This is a genomic window from Sphingomonas aracearum (assembly GCF_003345355.1).
GTDB classification, from domain to species: domain Bacteria; phylum Pseudomonadota; class Alphaproteobacteria; order Sphingomonadales; family Sphingomonadaceae; genus Sphingomonas; species Sphingomonas aracearum.
Genome location: NZ_QQNB01000004.1, coordinates 113,453 through 137,866 on the forward strand (window position 1 = coordinate 113,453; position 24,414 = coordinate 137,866).

Sequence of the window (24,414 nt, forward strand, 5' to 3'; positions counted from 1 at the left end):
AAAGGCGCTTGCCGCCGCTATGCGTCTTCTCGCCTTGCGTTTATGGATGGTGGTCAACGCAGCAAATCGGGTTGGGCGCTAAATTTTATGTTCACACGACTCCGATTGGTAAACTTCAAAGCTTGGTCGGATACCAAGGATATAAGCCTGCGTCCGCTAACGATGCTTCTCGGCACCAACTCATCAGGGAAGTCGTCCCTTATCCAAAGCTTACTGCTACTCAAGCAGACAGCACGTTCACCCGATCGCACCGTTCATCTTAACCTTGGCGGAGACGAGATCAACGACTTGTTCGATTTTGGCGCCTTCGAAGACGTTCTGAACCAGAACGATGAAACACCCCGCCAGTTTTCGATCAGCTTTGATTTTGATGATCATGGCGTCGGACGCATTAGCAAGGGCAGTTTCGAATGTTCCTACGGCCAGACCTCATCCGGCAGCGTGGTGGTCCAGACACTCGTCCTTAAGGCTGAGGGTCGCCAATTTAAGGCCATCCGTCGAGAAAAGGGTGCTTTCTCGATCTTGGTTGATGATGACCAATCGCCAAGAGCCAAGGGGCGCGGTTACACACCTGAACGCTCGATTGCCTTTTCGGCCGACGCGATCGCCGTTCTTGATAAGGATGGTCAGCTGGTCGAGGATTTGAGCTTGGCTATCCGCCGTGAACTCGAGCGTATAATCTATCTTGGTCCGTTACGCCGTAAGCCGGAACGAGATTACCCTTGGAATAAGAGCAAGCCTGGTGACGTGGGGAGTGACGGACGCGGTGCGGTGGATGCCTTGTTGGCGAGCGCCCTGTTACGGGGCGACGAGCAGAATTACGTTGTAAACGGCGTCTCTCGCTGGCTCAGCAAGATGGGCGTCGCAGACAAGCTCGAAGTCCGGCAGCAAGGGCGGTCTAGCCGCTATGAGTTGATCGTGCATCGCGACGGCGTTGCATGCAATCTTCGTGACGTGGGTATCGGTGTCTCGCAGGTCCTGCCGGTGCTGGTAGTTTCCTACTTCGCTCCGAAGGGCAGCACGATCATCCTCGAGGAGCCCGAAATCCACCTGCATCCGCTTGCTCAGTCTGCTCTGGCCGAGCTCTTTGTGGATGTTAGTCGCGAAAGGGGGATTCAGTTTCTTGTCGAAACCCACTCCGAGCATCTGTTTCGACGTATGCAAACCCTGATCGCCAAGAGAACTGCATCCGCGAGCGATACAGCCATGTATTTCGTAAAGCGAAAGAACAAATCTGCGGAACTCTGCACTCTAGATATTGATGAGTTCGGCCGTGTGAAGAACTGGCCTGATGGATTCTTTGGGAATGCGCTTGGAGAAACACGTGAACAGGCACGGCTTATGTTCGAGCGACAGAAAGCCAGTGGGCAATGAGGGACCGCTATGTGGTCGACACCAATGTGCTGATTGCCGCCAGTGCGGCCGATCCGGTCACTCCAGCCGATATCGCCGCGACACCTACCGATCCGGCGTTGCGTCTAGCCGTTTGGCAATGGCTTGACGCCTTTGAGCGGAGTGAAAGTCGTTTCGTATTTGACACCGAGAACCGGATTTGGGACGAATATAATAACAAACTCGGATACACGGACTTTGGGATCCAGGTCGTGATGTCGAAGTGGAGTAAGTGCGCTGTCGATAGTGTTGTTGTGGACTATGACGAACACGGACACGGCGAATTACCTGCCACCTTGGCATCGGTAATCCATGACTTGGCCGACAGAAAGATGGTCGCAGCAGCACTAGTGTCGCATACAGAATTTGGTGAAGGTTGTGTCGCTTTTGCTGGCGATACCGATTGGCATGACTGGGAGGAGAACCTTCTCGCCCATGACATCTTGCTTGAACCCATTATAGAAGCTTGGTCTCGCGCGAAGCACGCGGAGAAGCACGCGAAGAAGTAGTAGGAAGGCAGTGATGAGCTTCTTTCGCTTTCCTTCGACGCCTCACCTTGCGTGGTTGAGTCCGACTACCGTTCCGCGTGAGGACAAGCTGTTGTCGCTGTCAGATGTGCGAAATCTTCTTGCGGGCGAGGTGCTAGTCGAAGAAAAGATTGATGGCGCGAACATCGGCCTTTCACTGGCCGAAGATGGAACGTTGCTCGCCCAAAACCGAGGTCAATATCTAACGGAACCCTATGCTGGGCAGTTCGTCCGGTTGCCCGAATGGCTAGCCCAGCATGAAGAGGAATTGCGCGACCAATTGGACTCGTCGCTCATCCTCTTTGGCGAATGGAGCGCTGCCCGACACTCTATTAGATACAATTGTCTGCCCGACTGGCTCCTCCTGTTCGATGTCTATGACCGTGCGGCAGGACGGTTCTGGAGCAGCCGGCGCCGGAACGCCCTAGCCTCCGCGGCAGGTTTAGCAACAGTGCCCACTTTGTTGCGAGGTCGAACTGACCTAACCGAGCTCGAGCAACTGTTGGCCGTAAGATCGAGCCGCTATCGAACCGGATTGATGGAGGGTGTGGTTGTACGCCGCGAAACTGCGGATTGGTGCGAGAGCCGCGCCAAGCTCGTGCATACCGATTTTACACAGGCGATCGAGGAACATTGGAGTCGCCGACGTATCGAGTGGAACCGGGTGAATTGGTTGATGCGTTAGCTGAAGACCACCAAACTTGATTGGCAGCCGCGATCCGCACGATGTCTAAGCCAACTAAGCAGCTATGACGATGATCGTTGCGGTTGTCTCGAGGAACCCGTCCTGCTCTTCAGTAACCTGCACAACGTTCCAACTGCGCCCTTTGCCGTCAGTGACAGTCTGACCTTCACCCGGGATGTACTCCAAGTCCCAGACAATCATCGCGCCGGCGGGCCAATCCGCACCGCTTCCTGATCCAATCACCTTCACCTTCGCCACGGCACGCCCCTTCTTTGTACTCGGTAAGAAATGGCGCAGTGCACGTGTCTTTCAAGGCTCAACCACCTTGCCGTGTGACAACGTGGAAGCAAGGCGTTTGGCCCCCGGTACTCCGCTGTACACCGTCAGAATTGCGCGCAGGTGGCTGGAGACATCTGCGCGCTCGAGGGGTGCAGCAGATGCGTCCCGATCCGCTCGACGGTAATGATGGTGAAAAAGCCGAACGCAGACCCTCATACCGGCAGTTAACGGTTGTTTAGCTCTGCCATTCTGCATAACACCACAAGGTCAATATTGAAGGTGTGCACACGTGCAGATAATCGCGCTTGCAGCTCAGAAAGGCGGCGTCGGCAAAACGACGCTGGCGGTCAACCTCGCGGTTGCAGCCCAGGCGGCCGGGATCAAGACGGCGTTATTCGACCTCGATCCGCAGGAGAGCGCGACAGCATGGAGCGAACGGCGAGAGGCCGAGTTGCCTCATGTGGAGCCGATCAGTGCGCGCAGGCTCAACCAAGCAATTGACGCGGCCGAGGCTAATGGCTTCGCGCTCACCATCATCGACACCCCGCCAGCCGCTGGCGCTGAAGCCGCAGCGGCGGCGCAACGAGCCGATCTCGTTGTCATTCCATGCCGCCCCTCGCTGATCGACCTAGACGCGATCAAGCGCACGGCGCAGCTTATCACCAGCACCGGGCGCACAGGCGCTGTCGTATTGAATGCGGCTCCTCCAACCGCCACAACGCTGCTGGACGACGCTCGGACCCTTGCCGAGGCGACCGGATTGCGCGTGGCGCGTGCCGTGTTGCGGGAGCGGAGCGCCTACCGTGCTGCATGGCCATATGGTCTAGGCGTCATCGAGCATGAGCCGAAGGGCAAGGCGGCGCAGGAAGTCGCAGCCTTGCAGAAGCACCTTTTTGATGATCTGATGTCCTGCACACCTGCAAATGTGAAGGTTTGATTATGGCGAAACGGACTTCCTTGCTGGCTCCGGCCATGACACCCCAATCGCGATCCGAGCCTGAGCAGGACAATGCGCCGGCTGTCCCAGCAGCGACGCCGCCGACAAGCGCAACTCGGTCGGGCGGCAAGCGTCCGGGTAAGTACCACCTCGGAGCCTACTTTGATCCGGCCGATCCCACGGCTGAAGCCTTCCGGGTGCTGGCGGCGCGAACCAGGCGTAGCCACCAAGACCTTCTCGCCGAGGCAATCAGCGAGTTGGTCGCCAAGTATGAGGCCGACAAGCAGTTCGGCCGTGCTTGATGGTGTGCACACTTGCATTTATGCAGAACGGCAGGATTGACGCCGCGTGACCAAGCGACAGAACCCCAATCCCGAATTTGATTTGTTCATCCCGCTGATGGGCGACCTCCCGCTCAAGGATCAGCGGGAGACGATGGAACGGCCGTTCTTCTCGCTCCAGAAGCGCAAGCGCGTGAAGCCGATCGAGTATAGCAGCCCGGACGGCGAGACGTGGGTGAAGATCGAGGCGATCCCGGCTTACGGTATGGCGACCATCTGGGATGCCGATATTCTCATATGGGCAGCCTCGACGCTCAACCGGATGCGGGAGCAGGGGGCTAACGACATTCCCCGGACGCTCAGAACCACGTCCTACGACCTGTTGCGGGCGATCAAGCGGGACACAAGCGGCAGGGCCTATCAGGAGTTGCAAGCGGCGCTCCAACGGCTCCAGACAACATCCATATCGACTTCGATCCGTGCGCCGAAGCGGCGCACCAAGGCCGGCTTCAACTGGCTCGACAAATGGACGTTGGAGGTGGACCCCGACACGGACCAGCCCCGAGGCATGACCATAACTCTGTCCGATTGGGTCTATGAGGGCATCATGGGAGAGCGGTCGCTCCTCACCATGCACCAGGACTATTTCCTGCTGACCGGCGGGCTGGAGCGCGCCCTGTACCGGATCGCGCGCAAGCATGCCGGCAACCAGAAGGGCGGATGGACGTGCCGAGTGGAGGTGCTGCGCGATAAGACTGGCAGCGACAGCAAGCCCAAAGAGTTCAACCGGATGCTCCGCAAGGTCGTGGAGGCCGACCAGCTTCCTGATTATGCGATGGAGATGGCGACCACGGCTGACGGTAGTCCGGCTGTGTTGTTCCGGCTCCGGGGCGAGACCGAGGCCTTGGCGCTGACTGCAAGGCTTGAGGCCGAGCAGGAGAGGCGCAGCCGTTTCGACGCCGATCGCCGACGTGCGGCCGAGGTGGACGACCTCATGGACAAGCTGTCCGGCGGGCGCTGACTATCGTGGTTTCACACACCGCTGTGCCGAGGTGGCAGCCAAAGGCGTTTCAGGACAAACTATCCAAAGCGTCCCACAAGCAATATTTGAAGTCCAGACAGCACCTGATTGTCGTGGTTTCACACACCACGGCGTCGTGGGATTACACACCGCTCTATCGTGGGATCACACACCGAATCACGTGGGATCACACACCGCCACCTTTCGGAAAGCCGCAGAAATCCCCGACTTTTTGCCCTATTTTCCCAACTTAACCTTCTTAACGATTCCTATTTAACAGAATCCTTTAACTCCCGTTGCACAAGGCCGAACGACGGAGAAAGACAAACGGAATTGCCCTGAACGGGCAATACACCCTTGTTGCGTGCCGGCTATCGCCGTCACAGAAGCGGCCTAACGGCCGCAGGCTTCCGATGAAGCAGGGCCAATCCGGCGGTGTGTACCTGCCATCGTCACGCGTGTTGAAAGGGCAGAGCGAGGGGATACCCCAAAGCTCACCGTCCCGTTTCCGCGGGTGTGTACGATCACGCCGGATCGTAGAGCCCAGCGAACTCGCGTTCGGCATAGTAGCGGATTTTGCCGACGACGAGCGGGTCCTGGCCCTGGCGCAGCAGCAGGAGGCTGTCCGCGTCCATCCGCATGATTTCGTCGGGCGTCGCGAGCCGGCGCGCCGCGACATGGCCGCTGGCGCTAGTCGAACCGGCGCCGGGCTCGGTCCAGCTCACCGGACGCGACGATCCGAAGGTGGTGTATTCGATCGTGGTGTCGCCGATCGTGCGCGAGAGCATGTCGGCGGTGGCATAATCGTTGACCCCGAAGGTCTGGACCACGCCGGCGTTGGACATGAACGTGCCGGCGCGCTCGCCGTAGATGGCTTTCAGCTGGTGCATGTCTTGGAGGATCGGCCAGAGCTGCATCCCGTAGCCCGCCATCAGCCCCATTGCGCGTTCTACCGGTTCGAGGCGGCCGAGGGCGGCGAACTCGTCGAGCAGGAACAGCACGGGCTTACCGGGCCGGGCAGGGGAGCGCGCCATGTCGGTGACGGCTTGCGCCACCAGCAGCCGCAGCCAGCGCGCATAGGTGTCGAGCCGGTCGGGCGGCAGGCACAGGAACACCGTGCCGGGCCGCTCCTTCAGGTCCGCGAAGCGGAAGTTGGAGGCGGAGGTGCTGTCCACCAGGCGCGGGCTGTCCATGAAGTGGGTGTGACGCTGGGCGGACGACAGCACGCCCGCGGCTTCCCGGCTCGATTTGCCGAGCTGGCGGTTGGCGGCGCGCGCGATCAGGCCGTGGGCGTCGGTGCTGGCCTGCATGTCGGCCAGCAGCGCGGCGAAGCCGGTAGGATCGCGGGTGAGCTTGTCGCGCACTGTGGCGAGCGTTGCGCGGGCAGGGGCTTCGTGGACGACGGTGTGCAGGATGATGCCGGCGATCAGCGCCTTGGCTTCCTCGTTCCAGTGCGCCTCGCCGCCTTGCCCCGGCGCATCGTGGACCAGCGCGTCGGCGATCGTCTGCGCATCTTCCGCGAGGTCGGGGCTCGTGGCGTCGAGCCACGCCAGGGGATTGTAGTGGGCCGCAGGACGCCCGGAGACGCCGAAGGGGTCCAGGCACCACACATCGCCCTTCCTGGCCCTTGTGCGGGCCGTGACGCGGGCATTCTCGCCCTTGGGGTCGATGCAGATCACGGAGCGATCGAGCAGCAGCAGGTTGGGGATGATCGTGCCGACGCCCTTTCCCGATCGGGTGGGTGCCATCGTCAGCAGGTGCGCTGGTCCGTCGTAGCGCAGCAGCTTGCCCGATTTGCCCGAGCGGCCGATGATGAGGTCGCCGGCCTTCTCCAGCTTGCGCGCTTCAGCCCGCCCGCCGAAGCGGGCCGAGCCCATCAGCGTGTTGCCGCGGTTCCCACCCCGGCGATTGAACTTCCAGATCGCGAACAGGACCAGGCCGGTCAGCAGGAACGGCACGTCGGTCGCGATCTCGCTATAGCCGAAGATGCCCTTCAGCCAGCTATTGCTCGCCATCAGCACCACGAAGGCGATGAGCAGCGCCCAGAGCGGCCCGATCCGCGCCGGCATTAGCAGAGGGCGAGGCGCTGATCCCACGCTAAACAACGGTAAGTGCATCCCAGAGGTCAGCGGATGAAATATCCGCTGACACGCCAGCCTCCTTTCTCGCGAGCGAGCACGATGGTTTCTACGGCGTCCGGCTTCGTGGCGAAGCGGGTCTGGAACTGAAGCACCTGATAATCGCCTGCCGGCGCACCGGGCAGCGTTTTCGTCTGCACCACGCTCTGCAAGGTGCGTGACGAAACACGTCCGAGCGGCTGTCGGACGGACTGGATGGTCGTCGCCCATTGCGCCGAAGTGAGCTGCGACTTGAACATCGAGCCCGCAGCGCGCCAGCTTGCGTCCCACTGCCTGCCGTCAAGAAGAGCAGCCCACGAACGAGCTGCCGACGAGGCGTCCGTCTCGGCGGGGCGGGCGGCGGCAGATGCAGCACTCTGGGCAGGAACCTGTGCGTCGTTGCGCGACCCGACCATGGTCGCGAGCGCCACAGCCGCGATGATAAGAGACATAATGAGCATTCCTCCGGCAAACCATGCCCAGCGATGGACCGCCGATTGCGGCGCAGCTGGCGTGTCGAGCCTTTCCATGACGACGGTCGCTTGGGCTTTCCCAATTTCTTTGGCCCCAACGATATTGGGTACTGCCTCATCCATTTCGGCGAGACGCCGCGCCGCCTCGCGGCTGCTGGAAACTCCTAGTTTGCGCCTTGCGTCCCGGAGGCGGTCGTTGATCGTGTAGACCGACAGACCAAGCGTGTTTGCGATCGACTTGGCATCGTGTCCGACCAGAAGCAGCCGAAGCGCTTCCTTCTCCCGCTCGTTCAAGGCTGTTGGATCCTGCGTCGCCATAATGTCCGGACCTATGCCGGCCGCGCGATGCCAAGCCGCTTCATCTCGCGGTAGACGGTAGACCGCCCGATCCCGAGCTGGCGGGCCGCTTCGGCCGGTGGAACGCTGGCGGCGACCAGTTTGAGCGCCGCGCTAACCTTGTCGCCATCTAGTGGCTGCCGACCGGGGAGCTTCCCTTTCGCCCGCGCCGCGGCAATACCGTCGCGGGTGCGCTCGGAGATCAGCCGTCGCTCGAAATGGGCGATGGCCCCAAACACATGGAAGATCAGCTCGCCGGCAGCGGACGAGGTGTCGATCTTCTCCTCCAGGCTGAGCAGCGCGATCCCGCGTTCGCGCAGCATCTGCACTGTCGTCAGCAGTTCGCCGAGCGACCGGCCGAGCCGGTCGAGCCGGACGATCGCCAGCGTGTCGCCCTTGCGGGCATAATCGAGCAGTTCGGCCAGACCGGGACGCTCCATGCTCTTGCCCGACATGACGTCGGTGAACACGCGGATAGCGCCTGCCTCTTCCAACCGCATGCGCTGGCCTGCGACGTCCTGGTCGCCGGTGCTGACGCGGGCATAGCCCAGAATACCGCCCATCCCTCGCGTCTCCCAAACGACCGTTCTGTGGATGAGGATGCGAGCCAATCGAGATCGCGTTCAAATCCGTCCACAAACTACGTCTCTTTAACCCGGCCTGTCTACAAGCATTACAGGCCTTTTCTGGACGGTTGGAATGTCAGCACGCGATCACGTTTTGCTTACCGACGCCGAACGGACCTTGTTGTTCGGCATACCGACCGCTCCGGATGAGTTGGCCCGTCATTACACGCTTGAAGCCGCCGACCTCGATCTGATCCGCGAGCGCCGTCACGATCGCAACCGGTTGGGCACCGCGCTCCAGATCGCATTGTTCCGTCATCCAGGCATGCCGCTTTCCCAGCTGCTCCAGCTTCAGACCCGCGCACCGGCACCGCTCGTCTTGTTCCTCGCCCGGCAGCTCGGGATTGATCCGACCATCCTGGCCGACTATGCCACCCGCACCCAGACGATGACCGACCACGCCCGCTTCGTCGCGAAAGCAACGGGCGTGAGGCCGCCCACCCGGGGCGACATCGCCACCATGATCGCCGCGGCCGAACAGGCGGCCGCAGAAACCGATGCGGGTCTGCCGATCGCGACCGGGATCGTCGACGCGCTGCGAGCGGCCGATATATGGCTACCAATGCCGTCCACGATCGAGCGGGCGGGCATCGCCGGCCGAGCCCGGGCGCGCAAGAAGGCTGCGCACATGATGGTTGCCGGTCTGGGTGCCGAACAGATCGCGAAGGTCGACGCGCTGTTCGGCGCGAAAGAAGGAGCGCGGCTTGCCTGGCTGAAGGCGATCCCAACGGCGAGCAAACCGGAAAGCGTGCGCGGCATCGTCGAGCGCCTACAGGCCGTGCGCGAAATCGGAATCCCGCATGACGCCGGTGCGGGCGTCCACCCCGCCCGTCGTTACCAGTTCGTGCGCGAAGGGCGACACTCGCCCGCTTACCTGATCGCGCGCTATACCGTGCCGCGGCGGCGTGCGATCCTGATCGCGTTGCTGGTGGACCTGGAGGCGCGGCTAATCGACGCCGCGCTGGACATGGCCGACAAGCTGATCGGCGCCATGTTCCGGCGCGCGAAGAACTCGCAAGGTGCGCGCTACGCCGCATCTTCACGCGACGTCGCCCGTCTCATGCGCCTGTTCCGCACGACCATCGACGCGCTGAGCGATGCGGACGAACAAGGGGCTGACCCGATCCAGGCGCTGGAGGACGCGGTTGGCTGGCATGTCCTGTTCAAAGCCCGTACCGCCGTCGCGGCGATCGCCGATATGGTCGAGGAAGATCCGCTGGTCGCCGCCTGTGATCGCTACGCGAGCCTACGCAAGTTCGCGCCGCAGCTGATCGAGGCGCTGGAGTTTAAGTCGGGTCGTGGCAGTGCCGGCAGCGTGAAGGCGATCGAGCTGCTGCGCGAGCTGAACAGGTCGGGCAAGCGTGACGTACCCGCGGGCGCACCGATGCCGTTCCGGAAGGAATGGCGCAAGCTGCTGGTCGGAGACGACGGCAAGATCAATCGCCGCCTCTACGAAACCGCGACCCTGGCGCATGTACGAAACAAGCTGCGCTCGGGTGACCTCTGGGTTGAGCGCTCGTCCGCCTATCGCCGGTTCGACAGCTATCTGCTGCCAACAACGGCGAGCGCGCCCGTGGTTGCCGGCCTCGGCCTGCCCGCGTCGGCAGACGCCTGGATCGCGGAACGTGCGGCCGCGCTCGACGACCGGGTGAAGCGGTTCGCCGACCGTCTGACGCGCGGGAAACTGGACGGCGTCAAGCTGGTCGACGGCCGATTGCAGATCACGCCCATCCGGACGCAGCCAAGCCCGTCGGCCGAGGAGCTGGCGGACACGATCGGAGCGATGATGCCGCGGATCAGGATCACCGAGCTCCTGCACGACGTCGCCAGCGAGACCGGGTTCCTCGCCGGGTTCACGAACCTGCGCACCGGCCGCACGAGCGACAACGGCAACGCACTGCTCGCCGCCATCCTGGCGGACGCCACCAATCTCGGGCTTGCCCGCATGGCGGCCGCGAGCCAGGGCGTGACCCGCGACCAGCTCGTCTGGGCCCGGGACGCCTATGTCCGCGAGGACAGCTACCGCCAGGCACTCGCCATCCTCATCGACGCGCAGCACCGGCTGCCGATCGCGTCCGTCTGGGGCGACGGAACGAGCTCCAGCTCGGACGGCCAGTTCTTTCGAGGCGGCAAGCGCCTGGGCGTAGGTGACTTCAACGCCCGCTATGGCGTTGACCCAGGGTTCAGCCTCTACACTCATGTCTCCGACCAGCACGGCCCCTACCACGTGACGGTGCTATCCGCCTCGATGCACGAAGCACCCTATGTGCTGGACGGCCTGCTCCACCACGGGACATCGCTCGCCATCGCCGAGCACTACACCGACACGGGAGGCGCCACCGACCACGTGTTCGCGCTGTGCGCCATGCTGGGGTTCCGGTTCTGCCCTCGGCTGCGTGACTTCCCCGATCGACGTCTCGCCTCGATCACGGCTCCCGCCACCCACCCCGGCATGGCATCCCTGTTCGGCAAGCGGATCAAAGCCGACGTCATCCGCGAGCACTGGGACGAGGTGCTCCGCCTCGTCGGCCCGCTCAAGGCTGGGCACGGCGCGCCAGCGACGAGGGTGAGGAAGCTCGCGGCTTACGAGCGCCAGAACCTGGTCGACCTCGCATTGCAGGAGATCGGCCGGATCGAGCGGACGTTCTTCATGCTCGACTGGCTGGAGAGCCCCGAACTGCGTCGCCGCTGCCAGTCCGGGCTGAACAAGAGCGAGCAGCGCCATGTGCTGACCCAGGCGATCTGCACGTTTCGCCAGGGCCGGATGATCGACCGCACCCACGAGGCGCTGCAGTATCGCGCATCAGGGCTGAACCTCGTCATCGCTGCGATCGTCTACTGGAACTCTACCTACATCGCCGACGCGGTGCGGCACCTCCGGACGTCAGGCACCGCCATCGCTCCCGAACTGCTCGCCCACACGTCGCCGGTCGGTTGGGAGCACATTGCGTTCTCTGGCGACTTCCTGTGGGATCGCGCTGCCGAACGGGTTCGTCGCAAGCCGCTCAACATCGCCACTGACGTTCTCGCCGCCTAATCCGCTTAGCGTTGTTTAGCGTGGGATCAGCGCCTCGCCCTCAATTAGTGGGCCAGCGTAAGCCGATTGCGAACAAGACGATCCTGATCGTGGAAGACGAAGCCATCCTCAGGTTCGATCTGGTCGACTTCTTCGAACATGCAGGTTGGAAAGTGTTCGAGGCCACGAATGCCGAGAGCGCCATCGAATTGCTCGATCGTCACAGGGAGATCGGCGCTGTTCTGACGGACGTCAACATGCCTGGGTCGATGGACGGCCTTGCACTCGCTCATCACGTGCGCGGGCGCTATCCGCCAACCGTCCTGTTCGTGGTGTCGGGCAACGTGCCCCTGGACAGCGAGGATCTGCCGGTCCGAACCGCGTTCATGCCCAAGCCGTTCGATCCGCATCGCCTGCTTCGCGAACTGGAGGCGGCAAGTCTGTGACGGGGGGCTAACCTTAACTGCACAGGACTCCGGCGGAGGAAGGCGTTCACGCCGGTGCCAGTGCCGTCACATCGCCCGCGCCATTTCCCGGTCGATCTGCTGGACCGCGGTGACGAAGGCGAACAGCTTCTGCGGGTCGAGCTGACCACCCGTCCGGACGCCGGAGCACAGGTCGACACCATAGGGGCGAACCTGCCCGATCGCTTCCGCCACGTTAGCGGCGGTCAGGCCCCCGGCAAGAAACACCGGCTTCTCGGTCGCACGGACGAAAGCGGCGCTGACCGCCCAGTCATGCGCGCGGCCGGTTCCGCCCAGCTCAGCGACCGGGGCGTTGGGCCTGCCGGAGTCGAGCAGGAAGGCATGAACGCAAGGCTCATAGGCCGGGATCAGCTGTAGCGCTTCCGGCCCTTCGACGTGGATGACCTGTATCCGGCGGACGTGCGGCTCCAGCGCTGCCAGCTTGCCCGACTCCGCGGGATCGATGTGCGACACGATCTGGACCGCCGACGGAGCGGTCGCGCGGACATGGGCGGAGATGGCGTCGGCGGTCGTCTCGGATGTCAGCAGGAAGGTGGCCACCGGCGGTGGCACGAGCGCCGTCACCTCTGCGATCGCCCTGTCGGAGATCGGACCGGGACCAGAGGGCATGCGTGCTACCAGCCCCAGCGCATCCGCCCCCGCGGCGATCGCGATCCGCGCTTCATCCGGCGAGGCGATGCAGCAAATCTTTATACGAGTTCTCATGGGATGGAGACATGCCGCCAGGCCGATGCAAGGGCAATGCGCCGGTCCGTGCCGGTTGCCGTCGTGAGGTCGGGCGTCCTCTATCGTGGAGCAAGGCGGATCGTGGCCGTGCCGCGCCCCCATACGGGAAGGTACACGCCTTGCCCCGCCGCCTTCAGCTGGCCCGTGCGCACGTCCGTGATGTGGGCGCGCACGATCAGGTCGCCGATCCGCTTCTCGTCGATCGCACGGGTGATCTTGGCGAGCAGCTCGTCGAAATCCTTTTCGAAGTTCTGCGTCAGCGCGGCGGACACGGTGCTGGAGATGCCGGGGGCGTTGACGAGCTTCAGAAGCAGGCTTGTTCGGACCGAGTCGGTCACACCTGCGACGGTGAGATCGTCAAACGCGACACGGCGATCATTGACGGCGTTGCGCGGCGTGGCGGTAAGCCAGATCGTGCCCCGCGAAGGCTCCCCGCCTTCGGCTGCCGCACTGAAGCGGAGCCCGACCGCGATCTTGCCGCCCGTCGTGCCGTAGATGGTCACCTGGTAAAACTGCGCGCGCACCGCACCGACACCGGGCACCTCGAAGGGGCGGCGGGAACGCTTCACCAATGCCTTTGCGAGCACCGGCTCCAGCTGACGATAGTCGGCGATGACGGGTATGGCGAACAGGATGCGGCCGGGTCCAGGCTGCATGCGCGTCATGGCGGGGAGCGGCTGGCGCTGCGGATCAGGCGGCCGATCGCCGACAAAGGTCTCCGTCCCCGCCGTCAGCCCCAGCGCCAGGTTCACCCGATTGCGCGAAATAGTGTAGCCTCCGTAGCTCAACTGTCGGGGAGTGATCCGCATCCACACCGGCGGGTTCGCCCGGTTCAGCTGGACGGAGGTGAACGCCGCGCCCCACACCTGCGCGATCTGCTCGCGCAGCTGCAATCTGCCGAGCTCCTGCGGCAGAGTGTGCTCCAGGCGCGCGACGACGCCGGCGAGCTTGGCGTCGGCCTTGCTGGTGAACTCGATACGCTGGCCCAGGAAGTCGACGTGCGGCTCGTCGGTCCAGTCGTAGGCGATCGATACCGTTGCGCGCGGCGACCAGTCGCCGGCGATGTCGAGCCTGGCTACTGCCCGAACGCGGGCGTCCGCCTCGGCTGTTTCCCGGCTGAGCACGCCTCCCACGTCCCGGGCGCTGATCGCGGCGTGAAGCGGCATGGTGACGGTGATCGTTTTGCCCGAGCCCTCCAGCACCAACGGCCCTCGGACTACGGTGCCCGTGATGCGGCACCGGATCGCGGGCGTCTTAATTCTCGCAAAGAGGATCTTGACCTTCTTCGGCGGGACGCAGGTCTGCTCCGGCTTGTCGATTGACCAAAGGCGACGCGGAACCGCCTTTTCGAGAGTTGCCGCCAGCTTGCCCAGGTCCGCGACGATCGGCACGTCGATGGTGGAGGTCTGCGGCGGTACGCTGATCGTGTCCTTCGCTCGCGGAGGCGCCTCGCGAGGAGTTCGGTCGCAGCCAGTGAGGATGGCAACGCAGAGCAGAGCGAACACGATCGAGGCGCGGGAGACGTCGCTTTTGCGCAAGGAAAACCTCGCAATTCGGTCTGCCGCTTCAGATTTCGACTTAACCGGCATTGGAACGGCTTCAAGAGCCGCCATGTTCATCATCGCCGCGTACCTCCAGACGTCCGAGCGGCCACCTCTCCAGCAGAGCGCCGAGGTGCGTCGCAAGAAAGGGAACCGTTCCGTTTCCTTATCGTTCGACCCGTTGATTTCGGTCAATGCCTGACAACACCAACGGAGAACCTCGATGAAGATTGCGATTGTCGCTGCGCTGCTCACCCTGGCGCCGGTACCAGTGCTGGCGCAGGCCGTTTCGCCCGCCACTTCGGGAACAATGACCAGCGCTGACGTCGGCGTCTCGCCGATCGCGAGCCAGAGCGGACCCAATTACGTGCTCGCTGCGGCCGATGCGAACCTTTACCAGATCAAGGCCGCGCAGCTTGCCGCGACGCGCGCGCAGAGAGACGACGTCAAGGCCTATGCAAAGCGCGTGCTGGCGGAAACGCAGAGCAGCCACAAGGCGCTGCTGGCGGCGCTGAAGAATGATCAGCGCACGATCAAGGCGCCGTCCTCGAGCCTGTCCGCCGACCGCGCTGCCCTCCTCAAGCTGCTCCAGAAGGCGCCCAAGAGCGCCTTTGACAATCTGTATCTGACGCAGTCCGCGCAGGTTCAGCAGGCCGCCTGGGCCGTGCACAAGGGTTACGCGCAGGACGGGACCGACCCGGCGCTGCAGCAGGTCGCCGGCACCGCGGTCCCGGTGCTGGAAAACGAGCTCACCACCGGCAAGTCGCTTACTCCCTCCGGGCTTGCAGGATAGGTGATACCCACCGGGCCAGGTCGATGAAGCCCCCTTTAGACCTGGTCCGGTACCTGTTTATGGCGATTATTGACGGGAGTGCAGCCTGCGGAACTGGTCCCGTGCTTCACCGCGCATGAGATGCTGCATTACGATCCAGTAGCCCGTGACGGCTGTCTCTCCTGCCGCCTGATACGCGTTCGCCATGTTACGCCTGAGCTCCTCGAACAGCGCGTGCTCGAGCGCACGTCCCTCGTCGGTGAGCGACAGCAGCTTCTGCCGTCGATCGCGCTCCCCGACACGTCCGCAGACTAGCCCGCGGTCTATCAAATCCCGCATTACCCTGCCGAGCGATTGCTTTGTGACGCAGAGAACGTCCAGTAGTTCGCTGACTGAGATTTCCGGGTACCTGCCGAGGAAGTACAGGGCGCGGTGATGCGCCCGTCCGAGGGTACGCGTTGCCAGCTCGGCGTCGGCATGCGCCAGATGGGATCTGTGGGCAAAGAACATCAGATCCATTCCTCCCCTGATCGCGTCATCACGCAGATACTGGGCAGGAGGCGGCAGAAGCGGAGCCGTCACGCGGTCGGTGCCCTCCCCTCGCATCGCTGCAAGACTGTCACTGCTGGCTCCATCCAAGTCCCATCGCCTTTTGGAGGGCGATAAAGGCACGATCAAGTTCGCCGGTCGCTTCCAGCACTGACTGGTCGGCAGCCAGCGCCGCGCGTTCGGCATCGATGGACGTGGTCAGCGGTATCGCTCCCTGTGCATATCGCTGCCCGGCATAGGTCGCTGACTGTCTGGCACCGTTACGGCTCGCGACAGACGAAAACAGGTTACGGCGCTGATTGCCGAAGCGGGTCAGGCTGGTTTCAGCATCAGACAGCGCGCCGAGAACCGCCTTGCGGTATTGTGCTTCCGCCTCGTCTCGGTCAGCCCGCGCCTGCTCGACCCGGGCACGATTACGGCCGAAGTCGAGAAAGCTCCAGCTGATCCGCGGCAGGAGCAGGCCCGCGACGCTGTCAGGATCAACCACATCGGCGATATTGGGACCACCGAGCCCGATGATCCCCATAATGCTGACCGATGGGAACTGCCGGGCGACGTTGACCCCGATCTGCGCGTTCGATGCCGCCAGCTGCCGCTCGGCTGCGCGAATGTCAGGCCGGCGTCGCAGCATCGCGGCCGGGTCGCCGATCGCGACAGTTCCTGGGATCATCGGGATCGGGGCAGGAGTGGACAGCAAGGCATCGTGTGTTCCGGGCTCGTCGCCGGTGAGCAGGGCAAGCTGGTCGAGCGTGGTCGCGATCTGTCCCTCGAGCGGCAACAGCCCGGCCTCCGTGCGGGTCAGCTCGGTCTTCAGCCGAACCACCTCGTCGCGCGACGATGCACCGCGTTGTTCGCGCTGTTGAAGCAGGGCGAGTGATCGCTGTTGAAGCTGCGCGGAGCGGCGAGCCAGGATCAGGCGCTGCTGAAGTTCGCGCAGAGTCACATAATTCTGGGCAACCTCCGCCGACAGACGAACCTGCGCATCAGCTTTATTGGCTTCGGCCGCCTGAGCCTGGGCCTCGGCACCTTCGGCAGCGCGGCGTCGCGCGCCGAACAGATCGATCTCCCACGATGCGTCCAGGCCGGCATTATAGAACTCGGCCCTGATACGATCGGATTGCTCGCCTTGCGTCGGCAGCGCGAGCGAGCCTGCGGGAAGATCGGCGACGATCGCAGTGCCTGACGCCGACACGGTGGGAAGCTGGTTCGCGCGCTGTTCGCGCAAGCTGGCGCGCGCCTTGCGGATGCGCGCCTCGGCGATCGCCACGTCCGGATTGGAGGCAAGCGCGCGGTTGACCAGGGTCGTGAGCTGCGGGTCGCCCATGCCTTCCCACCAGCGTGCGATAGGGAGCTGCGGTGACGTGACTGCCTGATCTGCGCGGCGAAATGTCGATCCGGAGCGCTCCCCACTCGCGACGCCCGGCGGCCCTCCATAGTTGGGCCCGACGACGCATCCGGTCAGGAGGGCGGGCAGAATGGCCCAGCTGAGTCGCTTCATCAGTGCATCGCCATCTGCGTGTCGGAGGAGATCGGGCGGAGGAACAGTGCCAGCGGCGTCGTGACCGCGATCGCAACGCCGAGCGCGAAGAACAGGTCATTATAGGCCATAACGGTGGACTGCTCCAGGAGTTGACCCGCAAGCTGCCGATAGGCGCCGGCTTCGCCGGACGGCATGGCCATAGCCTTCGCGAACCATTCCTGCGTGGTCGCTGCATTGGCCGACACCGTTTCGCCCAGCCGATTGAAGTGGAGAAAGGTCTGCCGGTCCTGGAGGGTCGCCATCATGGCAAGGCCGATCGATCCGCCGAGATTGCGCCCCGCATTGAACAGCGCGGACGCATCACCAGCATCCTCGGGTGCTACAGCGCTGATCGCTGCCTGGTTGAGGAACATCATGGCGAAGATCTGCCCGAAGCCCCGGACGAGCTGTGAACCCGTCAGGTCGCCCCCAGCCGACTGCGCGGTGAGGTGCCAGTCCATGGCGCAGCTGACGCCGATCAGCGTCATGCCGACGAAAACCGCCAGGCGAACGTCAAGATATTTGAACGCTAGCGGCAGGAACGGCATCAGCATCAGGGCGGGGATACCGGAGACGAAGACCACCTTGCCCGATTGCAGCGCGCTATAATCCGCCATCGACGAGAGGAACTGGGGGATGAGAAAGGTCACGCCGTAGAGCACGACGCCGATGATGAGGCTGAGGACGAATACGCTACCGAAGGAGCGGCTGAAGATCAGCGACAACTTGAGCACGGGATGCGCGGAGCGGACCTGTCCGATCGTGATGAGCGCGAAGCCGAAGACCGTGGCGATCGCGAGTTTCACGATCATGGCGGACTCGAACCACATCTCGCGCTGCCCCTCCTCGAGCATGACGGTGAGCGCACCCAGGCCGATCGCGAGTCCCGCGATCCCGAACCAGTCGGCATGGCGTAGCTGGTCGAGCCGCAGATGCTCGTGCTTGAGCCCGAACAGCAGGAGGAGGACAAGCCCTGCACAGACCGGCACATTTAGAAAGAAGGCGTAATGCCAGCTGTAATTGTCGGTGAGCCAACCGCCGATGATCGGCCCGAGCACCGGACCAAGGATTGCGGTGCCGCCGAACGCGGCGGTGCCGATCGGCTGCTGCGACGGCGGCAGCCGTGTCGCGATGATGGTCATGGCGGTCGGGATCAGTGCACCGCCGGTGAAGCCTTGGCCCACGCGGCCAGCGATCATCATCGGCAGCGTCGTCGAGATCCCGCACACGATGGAAAAGCCAGTGAAGCTGACCGCTGCCCCCAGAAGGAAGTTGCGCAGGCCGAACAGGCGCACGAGAAAGGGGCTGAGCGGTATCATGACGATCTCTGCCACGAGATAGGAGGTCGCGACCCAGGTGCCCTCGGTGCCGCTCGCGCCGATCTCGCCCTGAATGGTGGGCAAGGCCGCATTGACGATCGAGATGTCGAGCAGCGCCATGAACGACCCGATCGTGCCCGCCGCAACGGCGAGCCAGTCGCGCAGGCCGGCGCGTTCGGACGCCATCAGCGCGAGCCCTGCGTCTCGTCGCGCTTCAGCCGCTCGGTTTCCTGCTCGATCCGGTCACGACTTCCCTTTGCGCTGATCGTGTCGACCGTGACCTCGACCGACAGGCCGGGACGCAGCACCCGGCGCGCCTCCGGCCCGGCTTCAATGCTGATCCGCACGGGCACTCGCTGAACGATCTTGGTAAAGTTCCCGGTCGCATTCTCGGGCGGGATGAGCGAGAACTGCGCGCCCGTGCCTGGCGAGAAGCTCGCAACCCGGCCGCGCAGTTCGGCGCCGTCCAGTGCATCCACCTTGATGGTCACGGGTTGCCCGACGCGCATCAGTGCGACCTGGGTCTCCTTGAAATTGGCTTCGATGTAGAGTTGATCGACTGGCACCACCGACATCAGCCGGGTCGCCGGCTGGACATATTGCCCGGCCCGGACCGCCTTGTCGGCGACAATGCCGTCGATGCTGCTGCGGATCTCGACCGCACCGAGGTCCGTCGAGGCGCGCGCAAGCTGCGCCTGCGCGGTGCCACGCTGCGCCTCCGCCTGGCCGATGCGAGCCGCTTGCGTCGCGACACTACGACGGGCGGCGAGGTAGGCGGCTCGCTGCGCGCGCAGCTCTGCGGCGGTTCGATCACGCTGAAGGACAAGGTTTGCCAGACGCTCACGCGATTCCGCTCCTGTCCGAGTAAGGGGTTCGTAGCGTCTTACCTCGTTCTCTGCCGCTGCGGCGGCAGCCTCGGCGCTCGCAACCTGGGCGGCGGCCTGAGCGACAGTGGCCTGTTGTTCGTCAAGCGTCCGGCGCGCAGTCGTAATGTTGGCGCCGGCGGCGGCGATCTGAGCTTGCGCCTGTTCGACATTGGCGCGGTAGTCACGAGGATCGAGGACGGCAAGCAGCTGGCCGCGGCCGACAGGCTGGTTGTCGGCGACGAGCACTCGCTCGACATAGCCGCCCACCTTCGGTGAAACGGTCACGAAGTCCGCGCGCACATAGGCGTTGTTGGTCGACTGCAGGTATTGGCCGCTCGCGCGGTAGTTCAGGTACCAGACGACCGCCGCGAGGATGCCCGCAACGAGCGCGGCGATGAGGACGTAGCGGATGATCGGAAAGCGCTCGAGAAGCGAGGGCTTCTTTTCGCCATTCTTCTCCTCGGAACCGTCCTCTGACCCGGCTTTTTGCTGGGAATTTGCGTCCGAGTGGTCATGCGGCGCGTCGCCGCCTCGATCTTCAGCCTGCTCGTCAGCCACCCAGCAACCCTATCGTATGTAAACTAAGCCGTATCATAGTGTGTGTCGGTCGGCATTGCCACCCACTCTGATGGGCTCGTGCACAGCAAACTCAAGCTGCGCGAAGCATACAGCCGCGGGATCTCCGCGGCGGAATGCTTCGGCGTGAACGACTGCGATCCGACGCCCGACACGCCTGACCTTAGGCGTCGTGACAAGGGCATCGGGCCGAGCAGAGGCAAGGAACTGGAGGTTCACGCTGATGAGCTTCGGGACGTGCCCATGCGGAAGTTGGCGTGCAAGGGCACGCTTCGCTGCCACTTCGAGAAAGGATGCCACAGCTCCGCCATGCAAGGCGGGAAGGAGGGGGTTGCCGATCATGTATTCCACTGGCGTCAAAACAAAGGCGTCACCGCTCTCCGAAATCGTGGAGCCTAGCAGCTGCGCGAAGCCGCTCATGACCCGACAGCCCGATTGATCGAAAAGACGCCTTGGGCAGTCGCGATCAGGTGAGAAGGATCGGTATCCCAGACTTCGGTCCGTACGAACGCACGGTGCTCGGTGGCGTCGTAACAATGCGCCCACGCTGTCGCGGAGCATCTCGCCTCGGGGGACCGCACATGGTCCACCTTCAGGTTGAGAGTCGAGATTGCCAATCGCCTTCCCAGTCGGGACATTACAGCAACGCCGCAGGCCTGATCGATAAGGCTCGTCAACACGCCCGTTGCTAAAGTCTCGTCGTCGTCCGCCAGCTCCTCACGCCAACCGACACGTAGCGAGCTGAGGCCATCGCCGATCGAAACCAGCTCCAGGCCAAGCCTGTTGCCCCACGGTATGTCGCCTGGTTGCAGGCTCCAGTCTCCAGCCACGATTCCATCCTCGTCCTGATCAGGCCTTGCCAGCTTAAAAGGCCGCCTTTGCTCCAGCCACCTGGGAAACGGTACGGTTTACATATATGGTCCTGCTTCTTAATGGTTATGGTCTCGCATGGAAACGCGGTCGAACAAATTCCTGGTGCTCGTAGTGACCGGCTTTCTGCTTGGCACGCTCCTGATCTTCACCCTGTGGCTGTTTGATGCACGCGATGGAGACGGCAATCCCTATATGATCCGCTTCACCGGGAGCGTTGCCGGCCTGGAGAAGGGGTCGCCGGTGACCTTCTCGGGCGTACCGGCCGGTCATGTCACATCGATACGGTTCGATAAGGATGACCCGTCAGCGGTTCTCGTCACCGTCAGCCTTGACCCGCGGATCCCCATCGTCGCAGGCGTAAAAGCGTCGATCGCAAGATCGGCACTGGCCGGCACCGCGAACATCAGCCTCGACGGCGCTACATCTGGTGCGCCCCCGATCGTTGCGGCGAGCGACACCGAGCTTCCCGTCATTCCCGCCAAGGAAGGCGGGCTCCTTGGCGGCGGAGGGGACCCCGTCGCACTGGTCGAAAAGATCAGCCGCACCGTGGATTCTGTTTCTCGCAACCTCGACGCCGCTCAGCAGCAGCGGGCCAGCGATCGACTGGCGGCGCTTGCGGAAAGTTCCGCCGGTTGGGCAGACAAAGCCGGAGCAGCGTCCGATGCTCTCACCGGTGCGCGCGGCCGCGTGATTGCCGTGGGCGACGCCTTGCAGCGATCCCGCGACAGCGCCCAACAGCTGAGAGCGGCAGTGGACGAACGCAGCGCGACCGTTCTCGCGAGAGCGAACCGCACGTTGGTGAACGCTCGAGACGGAGCCGAGCGATTTGTGGCGCGCGTTGAGGCGGTTCGACCCGCGATCCGCGGCACGACTGCCAAACAGGCTCAACTGCGTGAGACCATTCGTTCAGCAAGGAACAAGGTCGGTGCTGTCAGGGATACGGCCGTTCGCATCGATCAGGAGGGACTGGGCGTGGGTGCTGCGTCTCTTCCCGTCTACAAGCCAACGTCACAGGATTGAGCGACGGCGATACAAAAGCACAGCCTTGGGCTGAGATCGAGCTGGCAGGCGAGCAAGCGACCCTCTCGGCGTGATTTCTCGTCAACCTGTCCGGATCAGGCTACCGTCGATCCAGGAGAACGAGATTGAGCGACAACGAAAAGAAAGGTCGGCCCAGGAAGATGGGCAGACCCACGACCGAGGATGCGCTTCGCCTGACCTCGCATATCCTCAAGAGCGCCCGCGAGATGTTCTTCGCACACGGGTTTGACGGCGCCAGTGCCGACATGATCGCCGAACAGGCGCGTATCTCCAAGCGAACCCTGTACGCGCGCTTCGGCAGCAAGGCCCGCGTGTTCGAGGCGGTGATCCTCGACGAGATCGATACGCAGCTGCGCGCGCTCGAACCTTCCGGCAGCGACGAACCCGACATCCGATCGCGGCTTCGCGTAATCGCCGATCGTCTGCTTGAGTGGCTGCTGACGCCGCGGATCACCTCCATGGAACGCGTCGTCATCGCGCAGGCCGTGCGCTTTCCAGCGCTTGCGGCAAACATCCACGACTTCGGCTACCAGCGGGCCGTGCAGTGGGTGGCCTCGATCCTCGCCCATGCCGATGCAAAGGGTGAGCTATCGCTGGCAGACCCGGTGTTTGCCGCCGAGCAGTTCGTCACCCTCGTAGTGGTCGCACCCATGCGCCGCGCAGCGCTCGGGCTGTCTCCTCCCGCGTACGACGATGCCGCACGTGATCGTATCTCTCGCGGTATCGACCTGTTCCTCGATGGCTGCCGTCCGCGCGAGGCGGATGGTTGCAGCGCCTGATGCCCACCACCGACGACGAACCTCAGATCGGTGAGCGCGCGCGCCTGGCCGAGCTCCTCCAGATCATGGGGCGCCATGGCTTCAACGGGCTCGCCTCGCGCCTGGGCCTGCTGCCCGGTCGTTCGGAGCAGCCGGTGGACGTCGGTACCCCCGAGCGGGTCGTCGCGCTGCTGCGAGACCTTGGACCCGTCGCGGTCAAGCTGGGGCAGGTGCTCGCGACCCGTGAAGACCTGCTCGGGCCGGAATGGGTGCGCGCGTTGTCGACGCTGCAGGACCGGGTGACCCCGCTGCCGTTCGAGGCGCTGGAGCCGACGATCCTGACCGCGCTTGGCTCCCCGATCGCGGACGTGTTCGCGAGCTTCGACCGCGAACCGATCGCCGCGGCCTCGATCGCGCAGGTTCATGGCGCCATCCTGCGCGACGGAACCGAGGTCGTGGTAAAGGTACGCCGACCGGGGATCGCGGAACGCGTCGATGCCGACCTGAGGCTGCTTCGCCGCATTGCGCGGCTCGCCGCGAGACACTCACCGGAGATCCGTCGCCTCAAGCCTGACGAACTGCTCCGGTTCTTCGCTGAGAGCCTGTCGCAGGAAATGGACCTCAGCGCCGAAGCGGCAGCCTGCGAGAGCATCGGCGTGTTCCTGCAGCCGCTCGGCGTTCGCACGCCCGGCTTCTACTGGGATCAGGTTGGTCGCCGGATCAACGTGCAGGAACGGCTCGACGGCGTGCCGGTCCGCGCGATCCTCGACCGAGCGGGTGAGGACGGGGCGGGTCAGGGCGCTGCCGACGTCGCCGGCAGATATGCCGATGCGGTGCTGCGGATGATCATCTTCAACGGCCGGTTCCACGCGGACCCCCATCCCGGCAACGTGTTTGTTCTGGCCGACGGGTCGTTGGCGTTCATCGACTTCGGGGCGGTCGGCGTGCTCAGTCCCGCCCGGCGGAACGAGGTTGTCACGCTCGTCCTTGCCATCGCGGGTGAGGACACACGATCGGTGACGGACGTACTGTTGCAATGGTCGGGCGAGACCGACGTCGATCGCCCGGCACTGACCCGCGACCTCGACGCGCTGATCGACCAGTTCCGCGGGGCGGTACTCCAGCAGATCGAGCTCGCCGACATCTTCGGCCGCGTGTTCGCGCTGCTGCGCACCTACCGCCTGGCGCTGCCACCCGACCTCGCCCTGCTGCTGCGCACCCTGCTGATCGCCGAAGGATTCGTGCGACGGCTTGATCCCGGCTTTGACATTGCCGCGCGCGCGGCACCGATCGCGCGCGAACTGCTGCGGGAGCGGATCGGCCTAGCCGGCCTAAAGCGTGGCGGACGCCGGCTGGCGACGAGCCTGGGCCGTCTGGCCGCCGCCTCGCCCGAGCTGGTGGCCTTCGCCGAGCGGGTTGCGCGGTCGGGTGCGCTGCCGATCGAATTGCAGGGAGGCGCGGTTTTCCCAACTCCGGCATCGCCCCGGCGCGCCGATCCCAACATTCTGTCCACCGGACTGCTTGTCGCGGGCGCGATCCTTCAGCGCGACCATGATGTTGTCGGCGCGATGTTGATGGCGTCTGCGGTGCTGCCTGCAGGCTGGGCTTGGTTTTCGAGCAGGCAGAGGCGCTGACTTCCTGCTGCCCGACCTTCCCACACCCGACTCTCCACCCTTACCCTTTCGCGCGCTTGTTCGGG

General features: G+C 63.8%; 25 protein-coding genes. 13 read left to right on the plus strand and 12 right to left on the minus strand.

All coding sequences use genetic code 11. The annotated features are described in order from the left end of the window. Positions 1-42: 42 nt before the first annotated feature. The 3 genes from DVW87_RS16205 to DVW87_RS16215 are packed head-to-tail and all read left to right on the plus strand — an operon-like array spanning position 43 to position 2,604. Positions 43-1,374 (plus strand): AAA family ATPase, encoded by a 1,332-nt coding sequence (locus DVW87_RS16205; RefSeq protein WP_220149838.1) that lies wholly within the window; start codon positions 43-45, stop codon positions 1,372-1,374. Between the two features lie 11 nt (positions 1,375-1,385). Then, the gene (locus DVW87_RS16210; RefSeq protein ID WP_220149839.1) at positions 1,386-1,901 is read left to right on the plus strand and encodes a hypothetical protein; all 516 of its coding nucleotides are present in this window, start codon (positions 1,386-1,388) and stop codon (positions 1,899-1,901) included. 13 nt (positions 1,902-1,914) lie between these two features. Beyond that, positions 1,915-2,604 (plus strand): RNA ligase family protein, encoded by a 690-nt coding sequence (locus DVW87_RS16215; RefSeq protein ID WP_220149840.1) that lies wholly within the window; start codon positions 1,915-1,917, stop codon positions 2,602-2,604. Between the two features lie 54 nt (positions 2,605-2,658). Here DVW87_RS16215 and DVW87_RS17860 read toward each other — a convergent pair whose 3' ends face one another. After that, the gene (locus DVW87_RS17860; RefSeq protein WP_147276293.1) at positions 2,659-2,862 is read right to left on the minus strand and encodes a hypothetical protein; all 204 of its coding nucleotides are present in this window, start codon (positions 2,860-2,862) and stop codon (positions 2,659-2,661) included. 310 nt (positions 2,863-3,172) lie between these two features. Here DVW87_RS17860 and DVW87_RS16220 point away from each other — a divergent pair, with 310 nt between their 5' ends. Genes DVW87_RS16220 through DVW87_RS16225 form a run of 3 tightly spaced genes read left to right on the plus strand, consistent with a single transcriptional unit; the run spans position 3,173 to position 5,122 of the window. Continuing rightward, complete coding sequence (locus DVW87_RS16220) at positions 3,173-3,820, plus strand: ParA family protein (RefSeq protein ID WP_114688864.1); 648 nt, start codon at positions 3,173-3,175, stop codon at positions 3,818-3,820. A gap of 2 nt (positions 3,821-3,822) precedes the next feature. After that, positions 3,823-4,122, plus strand: a complete 300-nt coding sequence (locus tag DVW87_RS18165) for a ribbon-helix-helix domain-containing protein (protein WP_181814876.1) — start codon at positions 3,823-3,825, stop codon at positions 4,120-4,122. A 46-nt stretch (positions 4,123-4,168) separates the two neighbouring features. Further along, a complete protein-coding gene (locus DVW87_RS16225) occupies positions 4,169-5,122 on the plus strand; it encodes a replication initiator protein A (protein ID WP_114688865.1) in 954 nt (317 codons plus the stop codon). A gap of 524 nt (positions 5,123-5,646) precedes the next feature. Here the strand turns inward: DVW87_RS16225 and DVW87_RS16230 are convergent. From DVW87_RS16230 to DVW87_RS16240, 3 genes are read right to left on the minus strand one after another with little or no spacing between them, the layout of a single operon-like run. After that, positions 5,647-7,191, minus strand: coding sequence for a type IV secretory system conjugative DNA transfer family protein (locus tag DVW87_RS16230; RefSeq protein ID WP_220149841.1), 1,545 nt, complete (start codon positions 7,189-7,191; stop codon positions 5,647-5,649). Between the two features lie 56 nt (positions 7,192-7,247). Further along, entirely contained in the window at positions 7,248-8,030 is a 783-nt protein-coding gene (locus tag DVW87_RS16235) for a helix-turn-helix domain-containing protein (protein WP_114688866.1), read from the minus strand. A gap of 11 nt (positions 8,031-8,041) precedes the next feature. Further along, positions 8,042-8,611, minus strand: a complete 570-nt coding sequence (locus DVW87_RS16240) for a recombinase family protein (RefSeq protein WP_114688845.1) — start codon at positions 8,609-8,611, stop codon at positions 8,042-8,044. A gap of 136 nt (positions 8,612-8,747) precedes the next feature. Between DVW87_RS16240 and DVW87_RS16245 the strand changes: the two genes are divergently transcribed. Together DVW87_RS16245 and DVW87_RS16250 are read left to right on the plus strand one after the other, a co-directional pair. Further along, a complete protein-coding gene (locus DVW87_RS16245; protein WP_114688867.1) occupies positions 8,748-11,711 on the plus strand; it encodes a Tn3 family transposase in 2,964 nt (987 codons plus the stop codon). Between the two features lie 47 nt (positions 11,712-11,758). Beyond that, positions 11,759-12,136: a response regulator gene (locus tag DVW87_RS16250; RefSeq protein WP_066516394.1), complete on the plus strand. Its 378-nt coding sequence runs from the start codon at positions 11,759-11,761 to the stop codon at positions 12,134-12,136. 66 nt (positions 12,137-12,202) lie between these two features. On the opposite strand, the gene DVW87_RS16255 is transcribed toward DVW87_RS16250, so the two are convergent. Next, the gene (locus DVW87_RS16255; protein ID WP_083949045.1) at positions 12,203-12,880 is read right to left on the minus strand and encodes a phosphoribosylanthranilate isomerase; all 678 of its coding nucleotides are present in this window, start codon (positions 12,878-12,880) and stop codon (positions 12,203-12,205) included. Between the two features lie 80 nt (positions 12,881-12,960). Then, a complete protein-coding gene (locus DVW87_RS16260) occupies positions 12,961-14,439 on the minus strand; it encodes a DUF4403 family protein (RefSeq protein ID WP_066516395.1) in 1,479 nt (492 codons plus the stop codon). Positions 14,440-14,512: 73 nt separating this feature from the next. On the opposite strand from DVW87_RS16260, the gene DVW87_RS18525 reads away from it, so the two are divergent. Both DVW87_RS18525 and DVW87_RS16265 read left to right on the plus strand, forming a co-directional pair. Next, complete coding sequence (locus DVW87_RS18525; RefSeq protein ID WP_255210224.1) at positions 14,513-14,644, plus strand: hypothetical protein; 132 nt, start codon at positions 14,513-14,515, stop codon at positions 14,642-14,644. Between the two features lie 21 nt (positions 14,645-14,665). After that, positions 14,666-15,235, plus strand: a complete 570-nt coding sequence (locus tag DVW87_RS16265; RefSeq protein ID WP_066516399.1) for a DUF4142 domain-containing protein — start codon at positions 14,666-14,668, stop codon at positions 15,233-15,235. A 66-nt stretch (positions 15,236-15,301) separates the two neighbouring features. Here DVW87_RS16265 and DVW87_RS16270 read toward each other — a convergent pair whose 3' ends face one another. Genes DVW87_RS16270 through DVW87_RS16295 form a run of 6 tightly spaced genes read right to left on the minus strand, consistent with a single transcriptional unit; the run spans position 15,302 to position 20,873 of the window. Beyond that, positions 15,302-15,853: a MarR family winged helix-turn-helix transcriptional regulator gene (locus DVW87_RS16270; protein ID WP_374297650.1), complete on the minus strand. Its 552-nt coding sequence runs from the start codon at positions 15,851-15,853 to the stop codon at positions 15,302-15,304. Continuing rightward, entirely contained in the window at positions 15,834-17,261 is a 1,428-nt protein-coding gene (locus DVW87_RS16275; RefSeq protein WP_083949046.1) for an efflux transporter outer membrane subunit, read from the minus strand. The genes DVW87_RS16270 and DVW87_RS16275 overlap by 20 nt, the downstream gene beginning before the upstream one ends. Continuing rightward, positions 17,261-18,787 carry a DHA2 family efflux MFS transporter permease subunit gene (locus tag DVW87_RS16280; RefSeq protein ID WP_114688868.1) on the minus strand — a complete coding sequence of 509 codons (1,527 nt, stop codon included), beginning with the start codon at positions 18,785-18,787 and terminating at the stop codon, positions 17,261-17,263. Before DVW87_RS16280 ends, DVW87_RS16275 begins: the two co-directional genes overlap by 1 nt. Beyond that, positions 18,787-20,025 carry an HlyD family secretion protein gene (locus DVW87_RS16285; protein ID WP_114688869.1) on the minus strand — a complete coding sequence of 413 codons (1,239 nt, stop codon included), beginning with the start codon at positions 20,023-20,025 and terminating at the stop codon, positions 18,787-18,789. Before DVW87_RS16285 ends, DVW87_RS16280 begins: the two co-directional genes overlap by 1 nt. 33 nt (positions 20,026-20,058) lie before the next feature. Then, positions 20,059-20,463, minus strand: a complete 405-nt coding sequence (locus tag DVW87_RS18640) for a PaaI family thioesterase (RefSeq protein ID WP_165800951.1) — start codon at positions 20,461-20,463, stop codon at positions 20,059-20,061. Further along, the gene (locus DVW87_RS16295; protein ID WP_165800952.1) at positions 20,460-20,873 is read right to left on the minus strand and encodes a PaaI family thioesterase; all 414 of its coding nucleotides are present in this window, start codon (positions 20,871-20,873) and stop codon (positions 20,460-20,462) included. Before DVW87_RS16295 ends, DVW87_RS18640 begins: the two co-directional genes overlap by 4 nt. 118 nt (positions 20,874-20,991) lie before the next feature. Here DVW87_RS16295 and DVW87_RS16300 point away from each other — a divergent pair, with 118 nt between their 5' ends. The 3 genes from DVW87_RS16300 (at position 20,992) to DVW87_RS16310 (ending at position 24,349) form a co-directional block, all read left to right on the plus strand. After that, positions 20,992-21,936: an MlaD family protein gene (locus DVW87_RS16300; RefSeq protein WP_114688872.1), complete on the plus strand. Its 945-nt coding sequence runs from the start codon at positions 20,992-20,994 to the stop codon at positions 21,934-21,936. 125 nt (positions 21,937-22,061) lie between these two features. After that, on the plus strand, positions 22,062-22,736 hold the full coding sequence (locus DVW87_RS16305; RefSeq protein WP_225883562.1) for a TetR/AcrR family transcriptional regulator: 675 nt from the start codon (positions 22,062-22,064) through the stop codon (positions 22,734-22,736). Then, the gene (locus DVW87_RS16310) at positions 22,736-24,349 is read left to right on the plus strand and encodes an ABC1 kinase family protein (RefSeq protein ID WP_114688889.1); all 1,614 of its coding nucleotides are present in this window, start codon (positions 22,736-22,738) and stop codon (positions 24,347-24,349) included. Before DVW87_RS16305 ends, DVW87_RS16310 begins: the two co-directional genes overlap by 1 nt. Positions 24,350-24,414: the final 65 nt, after the last annotated feature.

Bases quoted from the DNA above. Each gene is read 5' to 3' on its own strand.
- DVW87_RS16205 (WP_220149838.1), top strand. From the start codon at position 43: ATGGATGGTGGTCAACGCAGCAAATCGGGTTGGGCGCTAAATTTTATG.
- DVW87_RS16215 (WP_220149840.1), top strand. From the start codon at position 1,915: ATGAGCTTCTTTCGCTTTCCTTCGACGCCTCACCTTGCGTGGTTGAGT.
- DVW87_RS18165 (WP_181814876.1), top strand. From the start codon at position 3,823: ATGGCGAAACGGACTTCCTTGCTGGCTCCGGCCATGACACCCCAATCG.
- DVW87_RS16230 (WP_220149841.1), bottom strand. From the start codon at position 7,191: ATGCCGGCGCGGATCGGGCCGCTCTGGGCGCTGCTCATCGCCTTCGTG.
- DVW87_RS16235 (WP_114688866.1), bottom strand. From the start codon at position 8,030: ATGGCGACGCAGGATCCAACAGCCTTGAACGAGCGGGAGAAGGAAGCG.
- DVW87_RS16240 (WP_114688845.1), bottom strand. From the start codon at position 8,611: ATGGGCGGTATTCTGGGCTATGCCCGCGTCAGCACCGGCGACCAGGAC.
- DVW87_RS16245 (WP_114688867.1), top strand. From the start codon at position 8,748: ATGTCAGCACGCGATCACGTTTTGCTTACCGACGCCGAACGGACCTTG.
- DVW87_RS16255 (WP_083949045.1), bottom strand. From the start codon at position 12,880: ATGAGAACTCGTATAAAGATTTGCTGCATCGCCTCGCCGGATGAAGCG.
- DVW87_RS18525 (WP_255210224.1), top strand. From the start codon at position 14,513: ATGTTCATCATCGCCGCGTACCTCCAGACGTCCGAGCGGCCACCTCTC.
- DVW87_RS16265 (WP_066516399.1), top strand. From the start codon at position 14,666: ATGAAGATTGCGATTGTCGCTGCGCTGCTCACCCTGGCGCCGGTACCA.
- DVW87_RS16275 (WP_083949046.1), bottom strand. From the start codon at position 17,261: ATGAAGCGACTCAGCTGGGCCATTCTGCCCGCCCTCCTGACCGGATGC.
- DVW87_RS16280 (WP_114688868.1), bottom strand. From the start codon at position 18,787: ATGGCGTCCGAACGCGCCGGCCTGCGCGACTGGCTCGCCGTTGCGGCG.
- DVW87_RS18640 (WP_165800951.1), bottom strand. From the start codon at position 20,463: ATGAGCGGCTTCGCGCAGCTGCTAGGCTCCACGATTTCGGAGAGCGGT.
- DVW87_RS16300 (WP_114688872.1), top strand. From the start codon at position 20,992: ATGGAAACGCGGTCGAACAAATTCCTGGTGCTCGTAGTGACCGGCTTT.
- DVW87_RS16310 (WP_114688889.1), top strand. From the start codon at position 22,736: ATGCCCACCACCGACGACGAACCTCAGATCGGTGAGCGCGCGCGCCTG.